The 16,838-nt window shown below is 71.3% G+C and carries 18 protein-coding genes and 1 pseudogene; 14 read left to right on the top strand and 5 right to left on the bottom strand.

Features of this window, described 5'->3' with window-relative positions:
- The first annotated feature begins 5 nt into the window (after positions 1-5).
- The 7 genes from J1792_RS19020 (at position 6) to J1792_RS19045 (ending at position 5,511) form a co-directional block, all read left to right on the top strand.
- Positions 6-944: a type II secretion system F family protein gene (locus J1792_RS19020; RefSeq protein WP_086569907.1), complete on the top strand. Its 939-nt coding sequence runs from the start codon at positions 6-8 to the stop codon at positions 942-944.
- A gap of 68 nt (positions 945-1,012) precedes the next feature.
- On the top strand, positions 1,013-1,900 hold the full coding sequence (locus tag J1792_RS19025; RefSeq protein WP_086569923.1) for a DUF5936 domain-containing protein: 888 nt from the start codon (positions 1,013-1,015) through the stop codon (positions 1,898-1,900).
- 185 nt (positions 1,901-2,085) lie between these two features.
- On the top strand, positions 2,086-2,274 hold the full coding sequence (locus J1792_RS34305; RefSeq protein WP_242646305.1) for a Flp family type IVb pilin: 189 nt from the start codon (positions 2,086-2,088) through the stop codon (positions 2,272-2,274).
- Complete coding sequence (locus J1792_RS19030) at positions 2,271-2,843, top strand: pilus assembly protein TadG-related protein (protein WP_242646306.1); 573 nt, start codon at positions 2,271-2,273, stop codon at positions 2,841-2,843. The genes J1792_RS34305 and J1792_RS19030 overlap by 4 nt, the downstream gene beginning before the upstream one ends.
- 108 nt (positions 2,844-2,951) lie before the next feature.
- Complete coding sequence (locus J1792_RS19035) at positions 2,952-3,500, top strand: hypothetical protein (RefSeq protein WP_086569925.1); 549 nt, start codon at positions 2,952-2,954, stop codon at positions 3,498-3,500.
- Between the two features lie 7 nt (positions 3,501-3,507).
- Positions 3,508-4,134: an OmpA family protein gene (locus J1792_RS19040; RefSeq protein ID WP_207247878.1), complete on the top strand. Its 627-nt coding sequence runs from the start codon at positions 3,508-3,510 to the stop codon at positions 4,132-4,134.
- A gap of 114 nt (positions 4,135-4,248) precedes the next feature.
- Positions 4,249-5,511 (top strand): hypothetical protein, encoded by a 1,263-nt coding sequence (locus J1792_RS19045; protein WP_207247879.1) that lies wholly within the window; start codon positions 4,249-4,251, stop codon positions 5,509-5,511.
- A gap of 93 nt (positions 5,512-5,604) precedes the next feature.
- Here the strand turns inward: J1792_RS19045 and J1792_RS19050 are convergent, their stop codons facing one another.
- From J1792_RS19050 to J1792_RS19060, 3 genes are all read right to left on the bottom strand, one after another.
- Positions 5,605-5,946 carry a DUF1036 domain-containing protein gene (locus tag J1792_RS19050; RefSeq protein WP_086574735.1) on the bottom strand — a complete coding sequence of 114 codons (342 nt, stop codon included), beginning with the start codon at positions 5,944-5,946 and terminating at the stop codon, positions 5,605-5,607.
- 15 nt (positions 5,947-5,961) lie between these two features.
- A complete protein-coding gene (locus J1792_RS19055) occupies positions 5,962-6,186 on the bottom strand; it encodes a hypothetical protein (protein ID WP_207247880.1) in 225 nt (74 codons plus the stop codon).
- A gap of 182 nt (positions 6,187-6,368) precedes the next feature.
- Positions 6,369-6,794, bottom strand: a complete 426-nt coding sequence (locus J1792_RS19060; protein WP_207247881.1) for a DUF192 domain-containing protein — start codon at positions 6,792-6,794, stop codon at positions 6,369-6,371.
- A gap of 58 nt (positions 6,795-6,852) precedes the next feature.
- Here J1792_RS19060 and J1792_RS19065 point away from each other — a divergent pair.
- The 3 genes and pseudogenes from J1792_RS19065 to J1792_RS19075 all read left to right on the top strand — a co-directional run bounded on the left by J1792_RS19065 (position 6,853) and on the right by J1792_RS19075 (position 9,596).
- Positions 6,853-7,577, top strand: a pseudogene (locus J1792_RS19065) (prepilin peptidase).
- 42 nt (positions 7,578-7,619) lie between these two features.
- The gene (locus J1792_RS19070) at positions 7,620-8,201 is read left to right on the top strand and encodes a TetR/AcrR family transcriptional regulator (protein ID WP_207247882.1); all 582 of its coding nucleotides are present in this window, start codon (positions 7,620-7,622) and stop codon (positions 8,199-8,201) included.
- Positions 8,202-8,366: 165 nt separating this feature from the next.
- Positions 8,367-9,596, top strand: a complete 1,230-nt coding sequence (locus J1792_RS19075) for an MFS transporter (protein ID WP_207247883.1) — start codon at positions 8,367-8,369, stop codon at positions 9,594-9,596.
- A 383-nt stretch (positions 9,597-9,979) separates the two neighbouring features.
- Here the strand turns inward: J1792_RS19075 and mgrA are convergent, their stop codons facing one another.
- Positions 9,980-11,023, bottom strand: coding sequence for an L-glyceraldehyde 3-phosphate reductase (mgrA, locus tag J1792_RS19080; protein ID WP_207247884.1), 1,044 nt, complete (start codon positions 11,021-11,023; stop codon positions 9,980-9,982).
- 111 nt (positions 11,024-11,134) lie between these two features.
- Between mgrA and J1792_RS19085 the strand changes: the two genes are divergently transcribed.
- The 4 genes from J1792_RS19085 (at position 11,135) to J1792_RS19100 (ending at position 16,248) form a co-directional block, all read left to right on the top strand.
- Positions 11,135-11,896, top strand: coding sequence for an isoprenyl transferase (locus tag J1792_RS19085; protein WP_086570861.1), 762 nt, complete (start codon positions 11,135-11,137; stop codon positions 11,894-11,896).
- A 419-nt stretch (positions 11,897-12,315) separates the two neighbouring features.
- Positions 12,316-13,638 (top strand): RNA 5'-3' helicase PhoH2, encoded by a 1,323-nt coding sequence (gene phoH2, locus J1792_RS19090; protein ID WP_086570859.1) that lies wholly within the window; start codon positions 12,316-12,318, stop codon positions 13,636-13,638.
- A 403-nt stretch (positions 13,639-14,041) separates the two neighbouring features.
- Positions 14,042-14,758 (top strand): aggregation-promoting factor C-terminal-like domain-containing protein, encoded by a 717-nt coding sequence (locus J1792_RS19095; protein ID WP_455569704.1) that lies wholly within the window; start codon positions 14,042-14,044, stop codon positions 14,756-14,758.
- Positions 14,759-14,886: 128 nt separating this feature from the next.
- A complete protein-coding gene (locus J1792_RS19100) occupies positions 14,887-16,248 on the top strand; it encodes an AI-2E family transporter (protein WP_207247886.1) in 1,362 nt (453 codons plus the stop codon).
- Between the two features lie 80 nt (positions 16,249-16,328).
- Here J1792_RS19100 and J1792_RS19105 read toward each other — a convergent pair whose 3' ends face one another.
- Positions 16,329-16,796 carry a hypothetical protein gene (locus tag J1792_RS19105; protein WP_207247887.1) on the bottom strand — a complete coding sequence of 156 codons (468 nt, stop codon included), beginning with the start codon at positions 16,794-16,796 and terminating at the stop codon, positions 16,329-16,331.
- Between the last annotated feature and the right edge of the window lie 42 nt (positions 16,797-16,838).

Below are 16,838 nucleotides of genomic sequence, written 5' to 3' on the forward strand. Positions count from 1 at the left end.
CGCACATGGATCACCTGGCACTGCTGACCGTCGGCGCCACCCTGCTGTGCGGGGTGCTGGCCGTCGCGGGCGTACGGACGTACGCCACCGGGCGCGACCGCCACCAGGCGCTGGTCGACCGCCTCTCCGACGCCCCGCCCCTGCCGACCGCCGGGCGGACGCGCTACTTCGCGCGGACCGACCGGTGGCTGCGCGCCACGCCCGCCGGCCGGCGGCTGGAGCTGCGGATCGCGTCGACGGGCCTGGACGTCACGGTGGGCGAGTTCGCGATGGGCACGGCGGGTGCGGCGGCCGGGCTGTGGCTGGTGGCGGCGACGGCGCTGGCGCCGTTCTTCGGGCCGCTGGCGGGCCTGGTGGCCGTCTGGGCGGCGCACTCCCTCCTGGCCTGGCAGCGGCGCAAGCGTATCGAGAGGTTCATCAACCAGCTGCCGGAGCTCTCGCGCATCCTGGCCAACGCCACCCAGGCCGGGCTGGCCCTGCGCACGGCCCTGGGCATGGCGGCCGAGGAGATGGAGGCCCCGGCGGGCGAGGAGCTCGCCAAGGTCGCCGACCAACTGGCGGTGGGCCACTCCATCGACGAGGCCCTCGGCGAGCTGGGCCGCCGGCTGCCCTCGCGCGAACTGGTCGTGCTGGTCACCACGCTGGTGCTCTCCCACCGGGCCGGCGGCACCGTCGTCAGCTCGCTGCGCAACCTGACCTCGACCCTGGAGGAGCGCAAGGAGACCCGGCGCGAGGTGCGCACCCAGCTGTCGCAGGTGACGGTGACGGCCTATGTCGTGCCGGCGATGGGCGTCGGGACGTTGCTGCTGATGGACCGCATCGCGCCCGGATCGATCGAGCGGATGACGGCCGGCTGGCCGGGCCGGCTGGCGGTGGTGGCGGCCTTCGGGATGTACGCGCTGGGGTTCTTCCTGATCCGCCGGATGTCGAAGATCGACGTGTGACGGCCGATGTGCCGCAGCTGATGTGTGGACACCTGTTGAGCGTGCGGGACGTGTGAGGGGTGGGGAACGTGGGCTTCGTACTGGCGCTGCTGGCCGGGGCGTCGACGGTGGGCATCTGCTACGGCGTCCTGCTGTGCCGCGGCGAGGCCAGGCTGCCGCCGGACCTCGCGGTGGCCCTGGAGGTCGGCTCGACGCGGACGACGGCCGTCGGCTCGGCCGTGGACCGGCTCGGCATGCGCTACGCGCCGCTGGTGCTGCGGATGATGGGCGAGAAGCGGGTGGCGAAGGTGCGGCGCAGGATCGACCGGGCGGGCAACCCGGGCGGCCTGACCGTCGACCGGTACGCCGCCCGGCGCGCGGTCTACGGCCTGCTCGGCTTCGGCGGGGCGCTGGTGATGCTCCTGAAGGGGCAGGGCGTGCTCGCGCTGCTGCTCGTCGGCTTCGGGCTGTTCTGGATCGAGGTCGGCATCCGGTCCGCCGTGCGCGAGCGGCGGGACGCCATCGAACGGACGCTGCCGGACTTCCTCGACGTGCTCGCGGTGGTGGTGAGCGCCGGCCTGGGCTTCCGGCAGGCGCTCGACCGGGTCTCCGAGCGGTACGAGGGCCCGTGGGCGGACGAACTGCGCATCACCCTGCGGCAGATGGACATGGGCGTCAGCCGCCGCCAGGCCTTCGACGAGCTGCGCGGGCGCAACGACTCCGAGCAGGTCGCCCAGTTCGTCACGGCGCTGCAGCAGGGCGAGGAGCTGGGCACGCCGATCGTCGACACGCTCATCGAGATCGCCACCGACATGCGCCGGACCGACGCCCAGCTGGCCCGCCGCCGGGCGGCCCGGGCGGTGCCGAAGGCCACGATGGTCATCACGACGTTCATGGTCCCGGGAACGATGATCCTGCTGATCGCCGGATTCCTCCTGGGGTCCGGCATGGATTTCGGCTCGATCACCGGGGACTGAAGCGGGGGGCTGGAGCGGGGGTGACGGCCGGGGGTGAGTTGAGCGAAGTACGTGAAGACGCTTCGCGGGTGCAATGGGCTGTGGGACAGTCTTCGGGGAACTGGGGGTGAGGCGTGTGGTGTCCCAACTGCCCTGTGAGGGAAGGGAAAAGGGTCGGCATCGCACCACCCATGGAGGGGAACATCATGCGAAAGCGCTTTCGGGCACGGCGAGTGTCCCGGGACCTCCGCGCGGACGACCGGGGGCAGACCTCGGTCGAATACCTCGGCATCATCGCGGTGGTCGTGGCGATCATCCTCGTCCTGACGACGACGGACTTCGGCACGATGATCGCCACCGCCATCACCAACCAGATCCAGCGGATCACCGGTTGAGCCGGGACGCCGGACAGGCGTTCCCGCTCTACATCACCGCCGTGGCGGCACTGCTCTTCCTCGCCCTGGCCTTCTTCGTCGTCGGACGGGCCGGGGCGGCCAAGAACGCGACGCAGACCGCCGCCGACGCCGCCGCGCTGGCGGCCGCCCAGGACTTCCGGGACCAGCTGCGCACGGGCTTCCTGGCGGCGACCTCGGGACCGGGCGGCGACTGGGCCGGCTGGCTCGCGGGGCGCGGCGCCGACCGGGACCGGGCCTGCCGCGCGGCGGCCGCGTACGCCGAGGCGAACGGCGCACAGCCGGCGATCACCTGCGAGGAGGGCGACGCGCCCGGCTCGTTCCACGTGAGCGTCACCTCCGCGCGGACGGTGGGCGCCTCGGTGGTGCCCGGCACCGAGGACCGGCACGCCACGGCCACGGCCGAGGCGGTCGTCGCCCCGCGCTGCGTGCCCCGCGCCGCGGACGGCCGCACCCTGAGCTGCGACGAGCAGACCGTGGTCGTCGACCCCCGGCGGCCGGAGGCCGTGGTGACGGCGGCGGACCTCTTCACCGTACGACTGACCGAGTGACCGACCGAGCCGTCGGCCTTCGCCTTGGAGGCCTTCGCCCCGGCCGACCTGCTGTCGACCGATTCCCGGACGGACGAACGAACGGACAACGCACCCATGACCTCTCGGATGGCAGGAACGGCGCTCGTGGTCGTCATATCCCTCGCCCTGGCGGGCTGCGGGGGCGAGGACGACGACGGGGAGAAGAGAACCGACGTGAATTCCGCGAGAAATTCCGCCGCCTCGCACGGCACCGCCACGAACAGTCCCGGCCCGCGGCCGACGGCGACGATCGGCGAGATCAGGGGCCCGGACGGAATCACGGTCCTCCTCCATTCCGCCGCGCGCGAGAAAGGCGGCTTCGTCACCGTCAACGGAACCGTGGCGAACCGGGGCTCAAAGCCCTACACCTCGCTGACCTGGCGGTCGAAGGAGACGGAAATGAAGTCCCAGTCCTCGGTGTCCGGAGCCTCCCTCGTCGACCAGGCAGGAAAGAAGCGCTATCTCGTCCTGCGCGACACCGACGGGGAATGCCTGTGCACCACGGGCCTGGTCAACATCCGCCCCGGCGAGAGCCGGACCATCTTCGCCCAGTTCCCCGCCCCGCCCGACGACGTCAAGGCGGTGGACTTCCAGCTGCCGACCATGCCGTCCGTCCGCATCCCGATCTCCGGGTGAGCGCGTCATGCGGCCGACCCACCGGTCCCTGTGCGGCACGGTTCTCGCCGCGGCGGTCCTCGCGGCCGTCGTCCCCGCCCATGCCGACGGCGGCCCCGGCGGCGGTCCCGCCGGCTCCGCCCGGACGACGCCGCCGGTGAGGGTCGACGCGACCGCGCCCGGCCTCAGGCTGCGCGCGGGCGCGAAGCTCGCGCCCGGACGCGTCCTGGACATCAAGTCCGTCGTCGAGACGGGCGACGGCGAGGAGCGCCGCGCGGACACCAACGCCGACGTCACCTTCGCCCTGCAGGCAGAGGTCCTCTTCGACAAGGACAGCGCCAAGCTGGGCGACACGGCCAACGCCCGCATCCGTGCCATCGCCGACGAGGCCCGCAAGCAGCGCGCCACCGCCCTGCGGATCTTCGGCTTCACCGACGACCTCGGCTCGGCCGACCACGGCCTCTCCCTGTCCAAGGAGCGCGCCAACGCCGTCCAGCGGCAGCTCGCCGAGCACCTCGGCTCGTCCTCGACGCGCTACGAGATCCGCGGTTACGGCGAGCAGTACCCCATCGCCGACAACGGCACGGAGGACGGCCGCCGCAAGAACCGCCGCGTCGAGGTGAGCTTCCCGCGCGGAGGCCCGGACCGGCCCTGACCTTCAGGCGGAGGAGGGAGCCGAGCCTGGTCGATCTGTCGCGAACTCGCCGTCCGCCACGGCAGGATGGGGCTGGACCACAGCGTCGGCGGGGAGTGCTGAGGGAGGCGGGAGATGAGGGGCGGGCGGTTCGTCGGGGCGGCGGTCGCGCTCGGTGCGCTGACGGCGGCGACCGGCACGGCGACCGGCAGGGCGGCGGGGGCGGCCGACGGGCCGACGGCGTACCGGATGGCCTCCGGGGCGACGGCCGTGACGGGATCGGGCGGCAGCGACGACGGGCCCGTGCTGAAGGCGGGCGCGAGGACGTACACGGACAGCATCCGGCCCGGTGAGAAGAAGTACTACGGCGTCGAGCTGGACGAGCGGTCCAGCGCGTTCGTGTCCGCCGTCGCCGTCCCGAGGCCCGGCGCTGCGATGGGGCTGCGGGACGGGATCGAGGTGGCGCTGCAGGCCCCGGACGGCACCCCGTGCGGCAGCGGGCGGAACAGATCGTTCCTGTCGGCCGGCGGGGCCTACCCCGTGGCCGACTACGCGGAACGGGTCGTACGGGCGGGCGGGCCGTGCGCGAGCGCCGGTACGTACCGCTTCGTCGTCCAGCGCGGGGATGCGACGGGCGGCGACGACGCGGCCGTACCGGTCGAGCTGAAGTACGTGGCCGAGGCGCCGCGGAAGAACGAGGCCGACGCCCCGCCCGCCCCCGGCGGCTGGAGCTCCCGGGCGCCGTCCGGCCCGCCGCAGGGGGAGGGGGAGGGCGTCACGGGCGGCACGGGCTTCAACGACGCCGCCGAGCTGCGGTCGGGCGTATGGAAGGACGAGCTCCGGCCGGGCGAGACGCGTTTCTACCGGATATCGGTCGACGCGGGCGAACAGCTCTTCGCGGACGCCGAGTTCGGCCTGAAGCCGGACGCGGGCCCCTACGTGGTGCGCGGGGTACGGCTCGGACTCAGCAACTCCGCCCGCGGCTACGTGATGAACCGCACCGGCGGCTACCAGGGCAAACCCGCGACCGTCTCGCTCGCCACGCCTCCGGCCGCGTACGGCGACGCCGGCACCGGCGGCGAGGCCGCCCGCGGCATGCGCTTCGCCGGCTGGTACTACCTGCAGGTCAGCCTCAGTCCCAAGGTCCATGGAGGCGCACGGGGCGGTGGCGTGCCCGTCACGCTCAAGGTCGAGGTGGCGGGCGCGCGGAAGGCCGGTCACGAGGAGGGCATCGGACGCGGCGGGGGCGCCGTCGGCGGCGAACTCGTGACCGCGGCGGGCGGCGCGCCCCGCAAGGGACGGCTCCGGATCATCGGCTACGCCGGCATCGGCACCGGATCGGTTCTGCTGCTGGGCCTCGGCGCCTGGACCCTGGCGGGCCGCCGCCGCGACGGGTAGGCCCGGGCGCGGCCGGGTTGTGCGGAAGCCCCGCGTCCCCTGGGTGGCCCGGGCGTGGGCGGCGCCGGGCCGGGGGCGCGGGGCGGGGTGCGATCACGCCGAGAGCGTGAGCGTGAAGTTGCAGAAGCTGTTCACGTCGAGCTCGCGGAATCCGGCGATATAGCCGCCCGGATCACACCTGTTGAGGCACCACTGGAATGCCGGGTCCTGCACGCAGTACTCGAACTGCCCGGCCCAGAACGATCCGTCGATCGCCTCCGCGTGGAAGTACCAGAAGCGGTTCACCGCCGACGCGCAGCCGCTGTAGATGTCCCGGCATTCACCCGGCTGCAGGTTGAACCAGCCGAACTTCAGCCACCTGTCGGGACAGTCCAGGTTCCGCATGATGAATGCGGTCGCGGTGAGGGTGGAGTAGTTGTTGCACAGTCGCAGCATCGCTTTTCCCGCCCCTCAGCCCGCGTTCGGTTCGAGCCGGTCGCCGGGGCCGGAGTGCAGCCGGCGGTCGCCGGATGCCGCCACCCGCCCGGGCCGGTGACGCGCACCGCCGGCCTCGTCGTTCTCGACCACGTCGTCGGCGGACACGACCGCCGGCTCGGACCTGGGGGCGTCGCGCACCGCCGGATCGCGGGCCGCGAGGCCCTCCGCGCAGATGCTGCCGTTGTTGTCTTCGCTCATCGTCCTTCTCCCGTAGTGGTGGAGAATTCAGAGGCTCAGCGCTGGGCCTGTGCAGCTCAGGGTAAGTCCGTCGTGGTTCTATCGATACCGTATCAATCTCCAAACTTGAAATGCATTTGATAGTCTCACCGTATTTTCAACGGCGAGGAAAATCCTTGCATTCCGTTTATGGAGGCCCGGCGTCAGAGGTCCTGGCAATGATCCCCGCCATGCGCCTCTTCATGCGCTCTGCCATGTGCCCCGTCATGCTCCCCGCGTGAAAGGACCTCGACGCGCGCGCCGGCGCGCAGCCCCCATCGCGCCATCGCTCCGGCGGACGATTCCAGTACGTGTCGCGCCCTGAGGCGGGGCGCCCCGAGACGGCCGGGACGCATGGTGCGTACGGACAGCACGGTCAAGTCCCGGTCCAGATGGGCCACATCGATGGCGAAGCGCATGCGCCAGGTGTGGACGCCGCTCGCAGGGGTGAGGAGCAGCGCGCCCTCGATGGCGTCGCGGCCGAGGAGGCCGCGGGAACGGGCGCGGAAGGAGGCGGCGATCTCGAGCGGGACGGTCATACCGGTTGCGGAGATGCGGAGTTGGGCGTATCCGTCCTGCCGGCGGGTCATGCGGACAGGTTATCCACAGGCCCGGCGGAGATGCGGCGACCGTGCGTAACCTCGGTGCATGGACGCGCTGTTGATCGTCTCCGCCGCCGTGTACGGCGCCGTGGCCGGGGCCCTGGTGCCCCGGGCGCGGTTCCGGCTGGCCGTGGAGCCGGAGGAGGAGTGGCGCTCGGCCGGGCCGTGCGGGCACGCCGTCGCCGGGTGGGCGGGCCGGGCGCGGTGCGGAGCGTGCGGGGGAGGTACGGACCCGGGGCGACGTGGCCGGCGGGGGTGACGGCCCTGGTGTGCGCGGCGCTCGCGGCGGCCGCCGGGGCACGGCCGGAGCTGGCGGTGTGGCTGCTCGCGGTGCCGGTGACGGTGGTGCTGGCCGGCGTGGACTGGTCGGTGCGGCGGCTCCCGGACGTGCTGACCGTGCCGCTGGCGCTCGGCACGGCCGCGCTGCTGGGCGCCGCCGCGCTGATACCCGGCGCGGCGGGATCCTGGCCGCGGGCCCTGCTGGGCGGACTGGCGCTGGCGGCCGGCTATCTCACCCTGTTCCTGCTGCACCCGGGCGGCATGGGCTTCGGCGACGTGAAGCTCGCCGCCGGGCTGGGCTGCGCCCTGGGCTGGTACGGGTGGGGGGTGCTGTTCCTGGGGGCCTTCGCCGGACTGCTGCTGGGATCCCTCTACGGCACGGTCCTGCTGCTGGCCCGCCGTGCGGGGCGCGGCGACGCGCTGCCCCTGGGGCCGTTCATGATCGTAGGGGCGTGGGCGGGGCTGCTGGCGGGCGCCCGTGGCGGTGGCTGAAATATTGGACCGAGTGATCCAAAAACCTGGTACCGTCGGGGCATGGCCAGGCCGAGGAAGTTCGACGAGGAGCGGGCGGTCGACGCCGCGATGGAGGCGTTCTGGACCGCCGGATACGAGGCGACCTCGACCCAGGACCTGTGCGAGGCCACCGGCCTGGGCCGGAGCAGTATCTACAACACCTTCCACAGCAAGCACGAGCTCTTCCGCCGCGCCCTCGACCGCTATATGGCGCGGCGGACGGACGAACTGTCCGGGCTGCTCGAGGAGGACCGGCCCGCCCGGGCGAGGGTCGAAGCCCTGCTGAGCCGCGTCGTGGCCGAGGAGGCCACGGGGTACGGCGACGGCCGGGGGTGTCTGTACGTCAACACCGCCGTGGAGCTCGCGGCGCGCGACGCGGAGGTGGCGCGTGAGCTGGAGCGCGACTATGCGCGCAGGCTCGAGGTGCTGACCGCCGTGTTCGAGTCCGGGCGGCGGGACGGCGACATCGCCGCCGACCGGGACGCCCGGGCGCTCGCGCACTTCGTGATGGCGACCGTCAGCGGAATCCGGGTCGCGGCCCGCGCCGGCGCCGACGCGGCCGCGCTGCGCGCCATCGCCCGTACGGCGCTCGACGCGATCTGATCCTTCCTTCCGTCTGAACCCTTCCTTCTATACGTCTGCCCTATACGTCTGCCCGTCTGCCCATACGCCTGCCCGTCCGTCTCTCCGCCCGTTCGCCCGTGCGGCGCCCCACGGCTCCCGCATGCCCTGATTTTGAACCGACCAATCCAAAACGGAGGACCCTTCATGCCACGCGCTGTCCATGTGCTGGCCCTCGGCATCTTCGCCATGGTGACCAGCGAGTTCGTCGTCGCCGGGCTGATGCCGCAGATGGCCGGCGGGCTCGGCGTCACCGTGCCGCAGATCGGCTATCTGATCACCGCCTTCGCCATGGCCATGGCCTTCGGCGGGCCCTTCCTGACCGTGGCCGTGCTCCGGCTGCGCCCCAAGCCGGCCCTGATGACGCTGTTCGTGATCTTCCTGGTGGGCAATGTGCTGGCCGCCACCGCGTCCGGCTACGCGCTCATGCTGGTGGCGCGCGTCATCACCGGCGTCGCCTCGCAGGCCTTCTTCGGCGTCGCCATCTCCCTGACCGCCCAGCTGGCCCGCCCCGAGGTGCGCGGGCGCGCGATGGCCGTCGTGCTGAACGGGCTGATGCTGGGCACGCTGCTCGGCCTCCCGCTCTCCACGCTGGCCGGGGCGGCCTTCGGCTGGCGCGCCGCGTTCTGGGCCATCGCCGTCCTGACCGTCGTCGCCGCGCTGTGCACGGCCGCCGGCGTGCCGGCGGTGGGACACGCCGACGGCGGCGGGAGCCTGCGCGAGGAGATGACGGCGTTCAGGAGCCGCCGGCTGTGGCTGGCGCTCTCCACCAGCACCTTCGTCATCGGCGCGACGTTCTGCGCGTTCAGCTACTTCAATCCGATCCTCACCGAGGTCACCGGCTTCGGCGGCGGCGCCGTGCCCGTCCTGCTCATCGCCTACGGAGCGGCCACCGTGGCAGGCAACCACGTCGTCGGCCGGCTCGCGGACCGGTACGCCGTGCCCGTACTGCTGTGCGGTCTGCTGCTCAACCTGTTGTCCCTGAGCGGGTTCGCCCTGCTGGCGCACCTGAAGGCCCCGGCGGTGATGTTCATGATGGGCATGGGCCTGGTCGGCGTCACCATGAACCCGGCCATGGCCACCCGCGTCCAGCGGGCCGCCAACGCCCGGCCGCTGGTCAATACGGTGCACGCCTCCTGCATCACGTTCGGCGTCGTGATCGGCTCCTGGGGCGGCGGGCTGGCGATCGGCGTCTTCGGGCTCCGGGCGCCGCTGTGGCTCGGGGCCGTCCTGGCCGCCGTCGGGGCGGCGACTCTGATCCCCGACCTCGCCCGCCGTGCGCGACGGGCCCCCGCGGATGGTCACGATTCGTGCACGAAATCGGCCGCGCTCGCACGTGCGACGTCCGTGAGGCCGGGAATGCCGCCGAGCCGATGATGACGTCGCACGACCTTCCGGCGAGGTTCCCCGGCCCCCGTACAGGCCGTGCGCCACATGGCCGGTTCTCTCCCTCGGGCCCGGTATCGCAGGGATCCGCGAACCTCGAAGGCGCCCTGCCCGCCGCCCCGTTCAAGATCAATTAGAAGGTCACAAGTCAGCACGCCACGCACTGTCACCCCCGCCGGTGCGTGAATCGCGGCCGCAGAACGGTTATGGTGGAAACCCCCCCTCGGGCCGGTCCGTATCCCCCCCACGGACCGGCCCGTTTTTCTTTCCCCGCTGTCACTGTCCGTGTCGGATCGTGTGAGGCTCGGGGGTCGATCTTGGTTCGGGGCCGGCTCCCCTCCCGTACGGGCGTAGCCGGCCGACCGTGGACCCGTCTAGGAATCCCCGCGCCGAGCCCAGATGTTGACGCCCTCCGTGCTCACGGCGAGGGCATCGATTTCGGCCAGCTCCTCCTTGGTGAGCGGCGCCGCGCCGAGCGCGCCGACGTTCGCCTCGAGCTGCGCCACGCTGGAGGCGCCGATCAGCGCCGAGGTCATCCGCTCGTCCCGCAGCACCCAGGACAGCGCGAGCTGCGCCAGCGACTGGCCCCGGCGGCCGGCGATCTCGTTCAGCCCGCACAGCCGGCCCACGACCTCCTCGCTCAGCAGCGCCGGGTCCAGCGACTTGCCCTGCGCCGCCCGCGAGCCCTCGGGGATGCCGTGCAGGTACTTGTCCGTGAGCATCCCCTGGGCCAGCGGCGCGAAGGAGATGCAGCCCATGCCCTCGTCCTCCAGGGTGTCCAGCAGCCCGTCGTCCTCCGTCCAGCGGTTGATCATGGAGTAGGAGGGCTGGTGGATCAGCGCGGGTACGCCCATCTCCCGCAGCAGCCGCGCGGCCTCCCGCGTCTGCTGCGCGTTGTACGACGACACGCCCGCGTACAGCGCCTTGCCCTGCCGGACCGCGGACGCGAGGGCGCCCATCGTCTCCTCGAGCGGCGTGTGCGGGTCGAAGCGGTGCGAGTAGAAGATGTCGACGTAGTCGACGCCCATGCGGCGCAATGAGGCGTCGAGCGAGGACAGCAGGTACTTGCGCGAGCCCCACTCGCCGTACGGGCCGGGGTGCATCAGATAGCCGGCCTTGGTGGAAACGATGATTTCGTCACGGTAGGGCCGGAAATCCTGGGCGAAGAGCTTGCCGAAGTTCTCCTCGGCGGACCCCGGCGGCGGACCGTAGTTGTTGGCCAGATCGAAGTGGGTGATGCCCAGGTCGAAGGCCCGGCGCAGGATGGCCCGCTGCGAGTCGAGGGTGCGGTCGTCGCCGAAGTTGTGCCACAGTCCCAGGGAGATGGCCGGCAGCTTGAGCCCGCTGCGGCCCGTACGCCGGTACTCCATGGAGTCGTAGCGCGTCTCGGCCGCGCGGTAGAGCGAGGGATCGGTCATGTGCATCTGACTATCACGGTCCTGTGACGGGCCGAGTTGCGTTCTCGCGACACGCTGGCAGTAGTGTGGCGCCTTCGGGGGCGACCGCCGTGGCATGGAGGGGCAGGAAGAGTGAAGTTGCGCGACCTGGTGTACAGGCTTTACGCACGCCGGGTGGAAGGCCGCCTCGACCACGCCCAGGTGCCCAAGCACATCGGCGTCATCCTCGACGGCAACCGCCGCTGGGCCCGGGCCGACGGCCGGACCCTGGAGCAGGGCCACCAGGCGGGGGCCGACAAGATCTCCGAGCTGCTCGGGTGGTGCGCCGAGACCGACGTCGAGGTCGTCACCCTCTGGATGCTGTCGACGGACAATCTCGACCGGCCGGCCGACCAGCTGGGCCCGCTGCTGAACATCATCGAGAACACGGTCCGCGGCCTGGCCGCCGACGGCCGCTGGCGCGTGCACCACGTGGGCACCCTCGACCTGCTGCCGGCCCGCACCCAGACCGTCCTGAAGGAAGCCGAGCAGGACACGCTCGGCGTCGACGGGATACTCGTCAACGTCGCCGTCGGCTACGGCGGCCGCCAGGAGATCGTCGACGCCGTCCGCTCCCTGGTGCTGGAGGCGGCGGACCACGGCGACTCCTTCGAGGAGCTGGCCGAGAAGGTCGACATCGACCACATCACCAAGCACCTCTACACCCGCGGCCAGCCCGACCCCGACCTCATCATCCGCACCAGCGGCGAGCAGCGGCTGTCCGGCTTCATGCTCTGGCAGAGCGCGCACTCCGAGTACTACTTCTGCGAGGTCTTCTGGCCCGCGTTCCGCAAGGTCGACTTCCTGCGCGCGCTGCGTGACTACGCGGCGCGGCACCGGCGCTACGGGAACTGACGAGTCGCGGGCGGTGGCCATCCATCAGGCGGTGGCCACGCACCGGGTGGTAGCGCGGCATCAGGCGGTGGCCCCCCAGTGGGCTGAACGCCAGTACGAGTGACGGCGGATCAATCGTTCACCTGCTCGTCGCATATGCCGTTGCATGGTCAAGCGGTCCAGCGGGAATATCCCCTGCAGGCCGACGGTCGGCACCGCGACCGTCGATCTGCCAGCGGGCGGCATGGGGCCGTCCGCCCGGGAGGCCCTTTGCACCAGGACGACGACCGTGCGCACCGAGCGACCCCCACAGGCCGCACGGCGGACACGGCGGGCCGGACGACCGGCCACCCTGGAAGGGCACGGACCCGGCCCATTCCCCGCGCCCCGTTTCTGACGACGGCGCGCCCTTACCTCTGCACGAGGGGGTTCGTCCACCCGTGGTGACCAGCAAGAAGCGCCGTGATGGCGACCGGCGCACCTATGTCCTCGACACCAGCGTCCTGCTGGCCGATCCAGGAGCCATGTCCCGCTTCGACGAGCACGAGGTCGTGCTCCCGGTCGTGGTGGTCACGGAGTTGGAGGCCAAAAGGCATCACCCGGAGCTCGGCTACTTCGCCCGCAAGGCCCTGCGCCTGCTGGACGACTATCGGGTGCAGCACGGCCGGCTGGATTCGCCGATCCCCATCGGCGAGCTCGGCGGCACGCTCAGGGTCGAGCTCAATCACACGGATCCGGGCATACTGCCCGCCGGATACCGCCTCGGCGACAACGACTCGCGCATCCTCGCGGTCGCCCGCAACCTCCAGGCCGAGGGGTACGACGTCACCGTCGTCTCCAAGGACCTGCCGCTGCGCATCAAGGCGTCGTCCGTCGGGCTGCTGGCCGAGGAGTACCGCGCCGAGCTGGCGATCACCGACTCCGGCTGGACGGGGATGGCGGAGCTGACCGTCACCGCCGAGCAGGTCGACGAGCTCTTCGCCGCCGAGCGCGCGTACGTGCCCGGGGCCGCCGAACTGCCCGTGCACACCGGTCTGGTGCTGCTGTCCGAGCGCGGCAAGGCGCTGGGCAGGGTGACGGCCGACGGTTCGGTGCGGCTGGTGCGCGGCGACCGGGAGGCGTTCGGTATCCACGGTCGCAGCGCGGAGCAGCGCGTGGCGCTGGACCTGCTGCTCGACCCGGAGATCGGGATCGTCTCGATGGGCGGCCGGGCCGGCACGGGCAAGTCGGCGCTGGCGCTGTGCGCCGGGCTGGAGGCCGTGCTCGAGCGGCGCCAGCACCGCAAGGTGATGGTCTTCCGTCCGCTGTACGCGGTCGGCGGCCAGGAGTTGGGCTATCTGCCGGGCAGCGAGGCGGAGAAGATGAGCCCGTGGGCCCAGGCGGTCTTCGACACGCTGTCGGCCGTGACGACCGCCGAGGTCATCGAGGAGGTGGTGGGGCGCGGGATGCTGGAGGTGCTGCCGCTCACCCATATCCGGGGCCGTTCGCTGCACGACGCGTTCGTGATCGTGGACGAGGCGCAGTCGCTCGAACGCAACGTCCTGCTCACCGTGCTCTCGCGCATCGGCGCCAACTCGCGTGTAGTGCTCACCCATGACGTGGCACAGCGGGACAATCTGCGCGTCGGGCGGTACGACGGCGTGGTGGCCGTGGTGGAGAAGTTGAAGGGGCACCCCCTCTTCTCCCATGTCACGCTCACGCGTTCCGAGCGTTCGCCGATTGCGGCGATGGTGACCGAAATGCTGGAGGACGGCCGGATCTGAGGGGATCCATAACTGCGTGGCGCGCGGCGGGCCGAGGAGCTTAGCCGCGCGCTGTCATGCCGTGCCGCAGTTTCCGGGAAAGCGCAGGAGTAAACGGGGTGTGAGCTTTCCCACGCGACCAAGAATTGCCTAGGAGCGTGCCGTTCGGGCAGAGTCTGGGTCCTGTCAGGCCCCGCGTACGGCACTTGGGCCCCTCCGGGGGCGATGCGGAACCCATAACTGAACAGCGTCGCCGTACGCCGCCCGAGCTTTTCGCGGACCTCCTCCGGGAGGGCCCACCGGGTCAGTGCCTCCAGTGACCAGATGGTCCCGATTTCCGGTGACCGTCCTAGCGGAGGTCAGCGTCAGGGGCACGATTGCGTCCGCAAGGTCACCTATGCGGGCGATGCTGGAAGGAAACCGTGTGAGCCGGATTTCGGTCCGGGGATTCGCCGTGGCTTCTGCCACCGCGGTCACCACCGTAGGCGCCGTTGTCGGTGTCGCCGCAGGCCATGAGCAGGGCACGACCGACCGGGTCGAGGCCACCGCCGCCGACGCGACGATCCTCGCGGACATCCCCGCTGGACATAACGTCCAGGTGCAGACTGCATCCCTCACGCAGCAGGCGGACACGCAGGCCGACGCCGCGGACGCCGCGGCGAAGAAGGACGCCGAGGAGTCCGCGCGCAAGCAGGCCGCCGAGGACGCCACCGCGAAGAAGGAAGCCGCGGAGGAGGCCTCCAAGAAGAAGGAGGCCGAGGAGAAGGCCAAGGAGCGCGAGAAGGGCGACGAGGTCAGCAGTCGTTCCGCCACGCGTGACGCCTCGGACTTCGCGGTCAAGGGCTCGTACTCCGTCTCCGAGGTCCAGGCCATGGCCCGGCAGATGGTCCCCTCGGACCAGTTCCAGTGCTTCAGCAACATCGTGAACAACGAGAGCACCTGGGACTACACCGCCACGAACCCCTCCTCAGGTGCGTACGGCCTGGTCCAGGCGCTGCCCGGCACCAAGATGGCCTCGGCCGGTGCCGACTGGCGCACCAACCCGGCCACGCAGATCAAGTGGGGCCTGAGCTACATGAACGAGTCCTATGGCAGCCCCTGTGGCGCATGGTCGTTCTGGCAGGCCAACCAGTGGTACTAGCCACCACCACCTGACCGGTACTTTTCCACCGAAGCCCCCGGCCCGCAGCGGCCGGGGGCTTCGGTGTGTCCGGGGACAGGTAACGTCAGCACGGATGGCCACGGGGGAGTGGGGGTAGAGGAAGAGAAATGTCCAGATTGCCACGATGGGTGGGTGGCCTGGGGTCGGGGCTGATACGGCTCGCCGAGCGGCTCGACGCCCACAAGGCCGCCGCCGGGCCCGCGCCCGGTCCCACGCCCGCACCCGAGCCCGTACCCACGCCGTCCTCCGTCCACGCACCCGATCCGGCCACGCAGCCGGCGGCCGAGCCCGAGCACGTCCCGCCGCCGCCCGCCTACGCGCCCGCCGTGGCGGCACGTCAGGACCCGGTCGCCGCCGTCCCGTGGGGCGTGCGGGTCGCGGCCGAGGTGAGCTGGCGGCTGCTGGTGCTGGCCGGAACGCTCTGGGTGCTGATGCGCGTCATCAGCGCCGTACGCCTGGTCGTGCTGGCCTTCGTCGCCGGCCTGCTGATCACCGCGCTGCTGCAGCCGACCGTGGCCCTGCTCCGGCGGCGCGGCGTGCCGCGAGGTCTGGCCACCGCCATGACCTTCATCTCCGGCTTCGTCGTCATGGGGCTGGTCGGGTGGTTCGTGGTCTGGCAGGTGACCGAGAACCTCGACGACCTGTCGCGGCAGGTCCAGCACGGCATCTCCGAGCTCAAGCGCTGGCTGCTCAACAGCCCCTTCCATGTCACCGAGAGTCAGATCAACAACATCGCCGACAAGCTCAGCGAGGCGATCGGCACCAACACCAAGGACATCACCACCGCCGGCATAGAGGGCGTCCAGGTCATCATCGAGGTGCTGACGGGCATCCTGCTCGCGATGTTCTCGACGCTCTTCCTGCTCTACGACGGCCCGAAGATCTGGCAGTGGCTGCTCAAGCTGGTGCCGACCGGCGCCCGCGAGGGCGTGGCGGGCGCGGGCCCGCGCGCGTGGGCGACGCTGACGGCCTATGTGCGCGGCACGGTGATAGTGGCCCTCATCGACGCGATCTTCATCGGCATAGGGCTGTTCTTCCTCGAGGTGCCGATGTACGTGCCGCTGGCCGTGTTCATCTTCCTCTTCGCCTTCATCCCGCTGGTGGGAGCGGTCGTCTCCGGCGCCCTGGCGGTCGTCGTGGCGCTGGTCACCCGGGACGTCTTCACGGCGATGATGGTGCTGCTGGTGGTGCTGGCGGTGCAGCAGATCGAGGGCCACGTCCTGCAGCCCTTCATCCTCGGCCGCGCGGTGCGCGTCCACCCGCTGGCCGTCGTCCTCTCCGTCGCCGCCGGCTCGATGATCGCCGGCATCGGCGGCGCGGTGGTCGCGGTCCCGCTGGTGGCGGTGACCAACACGGTGGTCGGCTACCTCCGCGCGTACGCCAAGGACCAGGCGACCCGGGCGGTGCTCGAGGTCTCGACCGGGGAGACCGCGGCCGTGAAGGGTCCGCCGCCGTCCCCGCGGGCATGACGAACGGGCCCCTGCCTTCTGGGAAGGCAGGGGCCCGCGTTTTGGGGGGTCGGACGGTCTGAGAGCGGAGCAAGGCTGGCTCAATGAGCAGTTGTCCACGCTGCCCAGACGAGGAACGCGGTGACCAGAGCCATGAGGCCGATCGCCGCTGGCCGCCGCATGTGCGGTGAGCGCAGGGCAGCGACCAGGCCGGGACCGGCCGCGCTCAACAGGTAGAAGACCCAGGACCGTTCAAGTGCTCCTACCTCCGCCCAGAGCATCATGGTGCACAGCGACACAACCATGCAGGTCGTGACACCGAGGGCCAGTGGCCTGACCTTGAGAACCCACAGGAGGATCACTAGGCCGAGAAGACTCACGGCGGTCCAGCCGGTTAGGCCCATTAAGGGGTAGAGCGTGAGACAGCCCTGAAGCGGGTCCTTCCGGCAGACGCGGGATTCAGCATGGTCGGCCCAGCGTAGGATCTCGAGGCCCGCCCAGCCGATGGCGGCCCCGCCCAGGGCGGCGCCGGGGACGATCAGCCGGCTATCGATCCCGCGCGGTGTCATTGAGGGTCCTCCCGGATTACTCTCGGCCTCCTCGCCTTCCCT

It is taken from the genome of Streptomyces triculaminicus (assembly GCF_017349075.1).
GTDB classification, from domain to species: domain Bacteria; phylum Actinomycetota; class Actinomycetes; order Streptomycetales; family Streptomycetaceae; genus Streptomyces; species Streptomyces triculaminicus.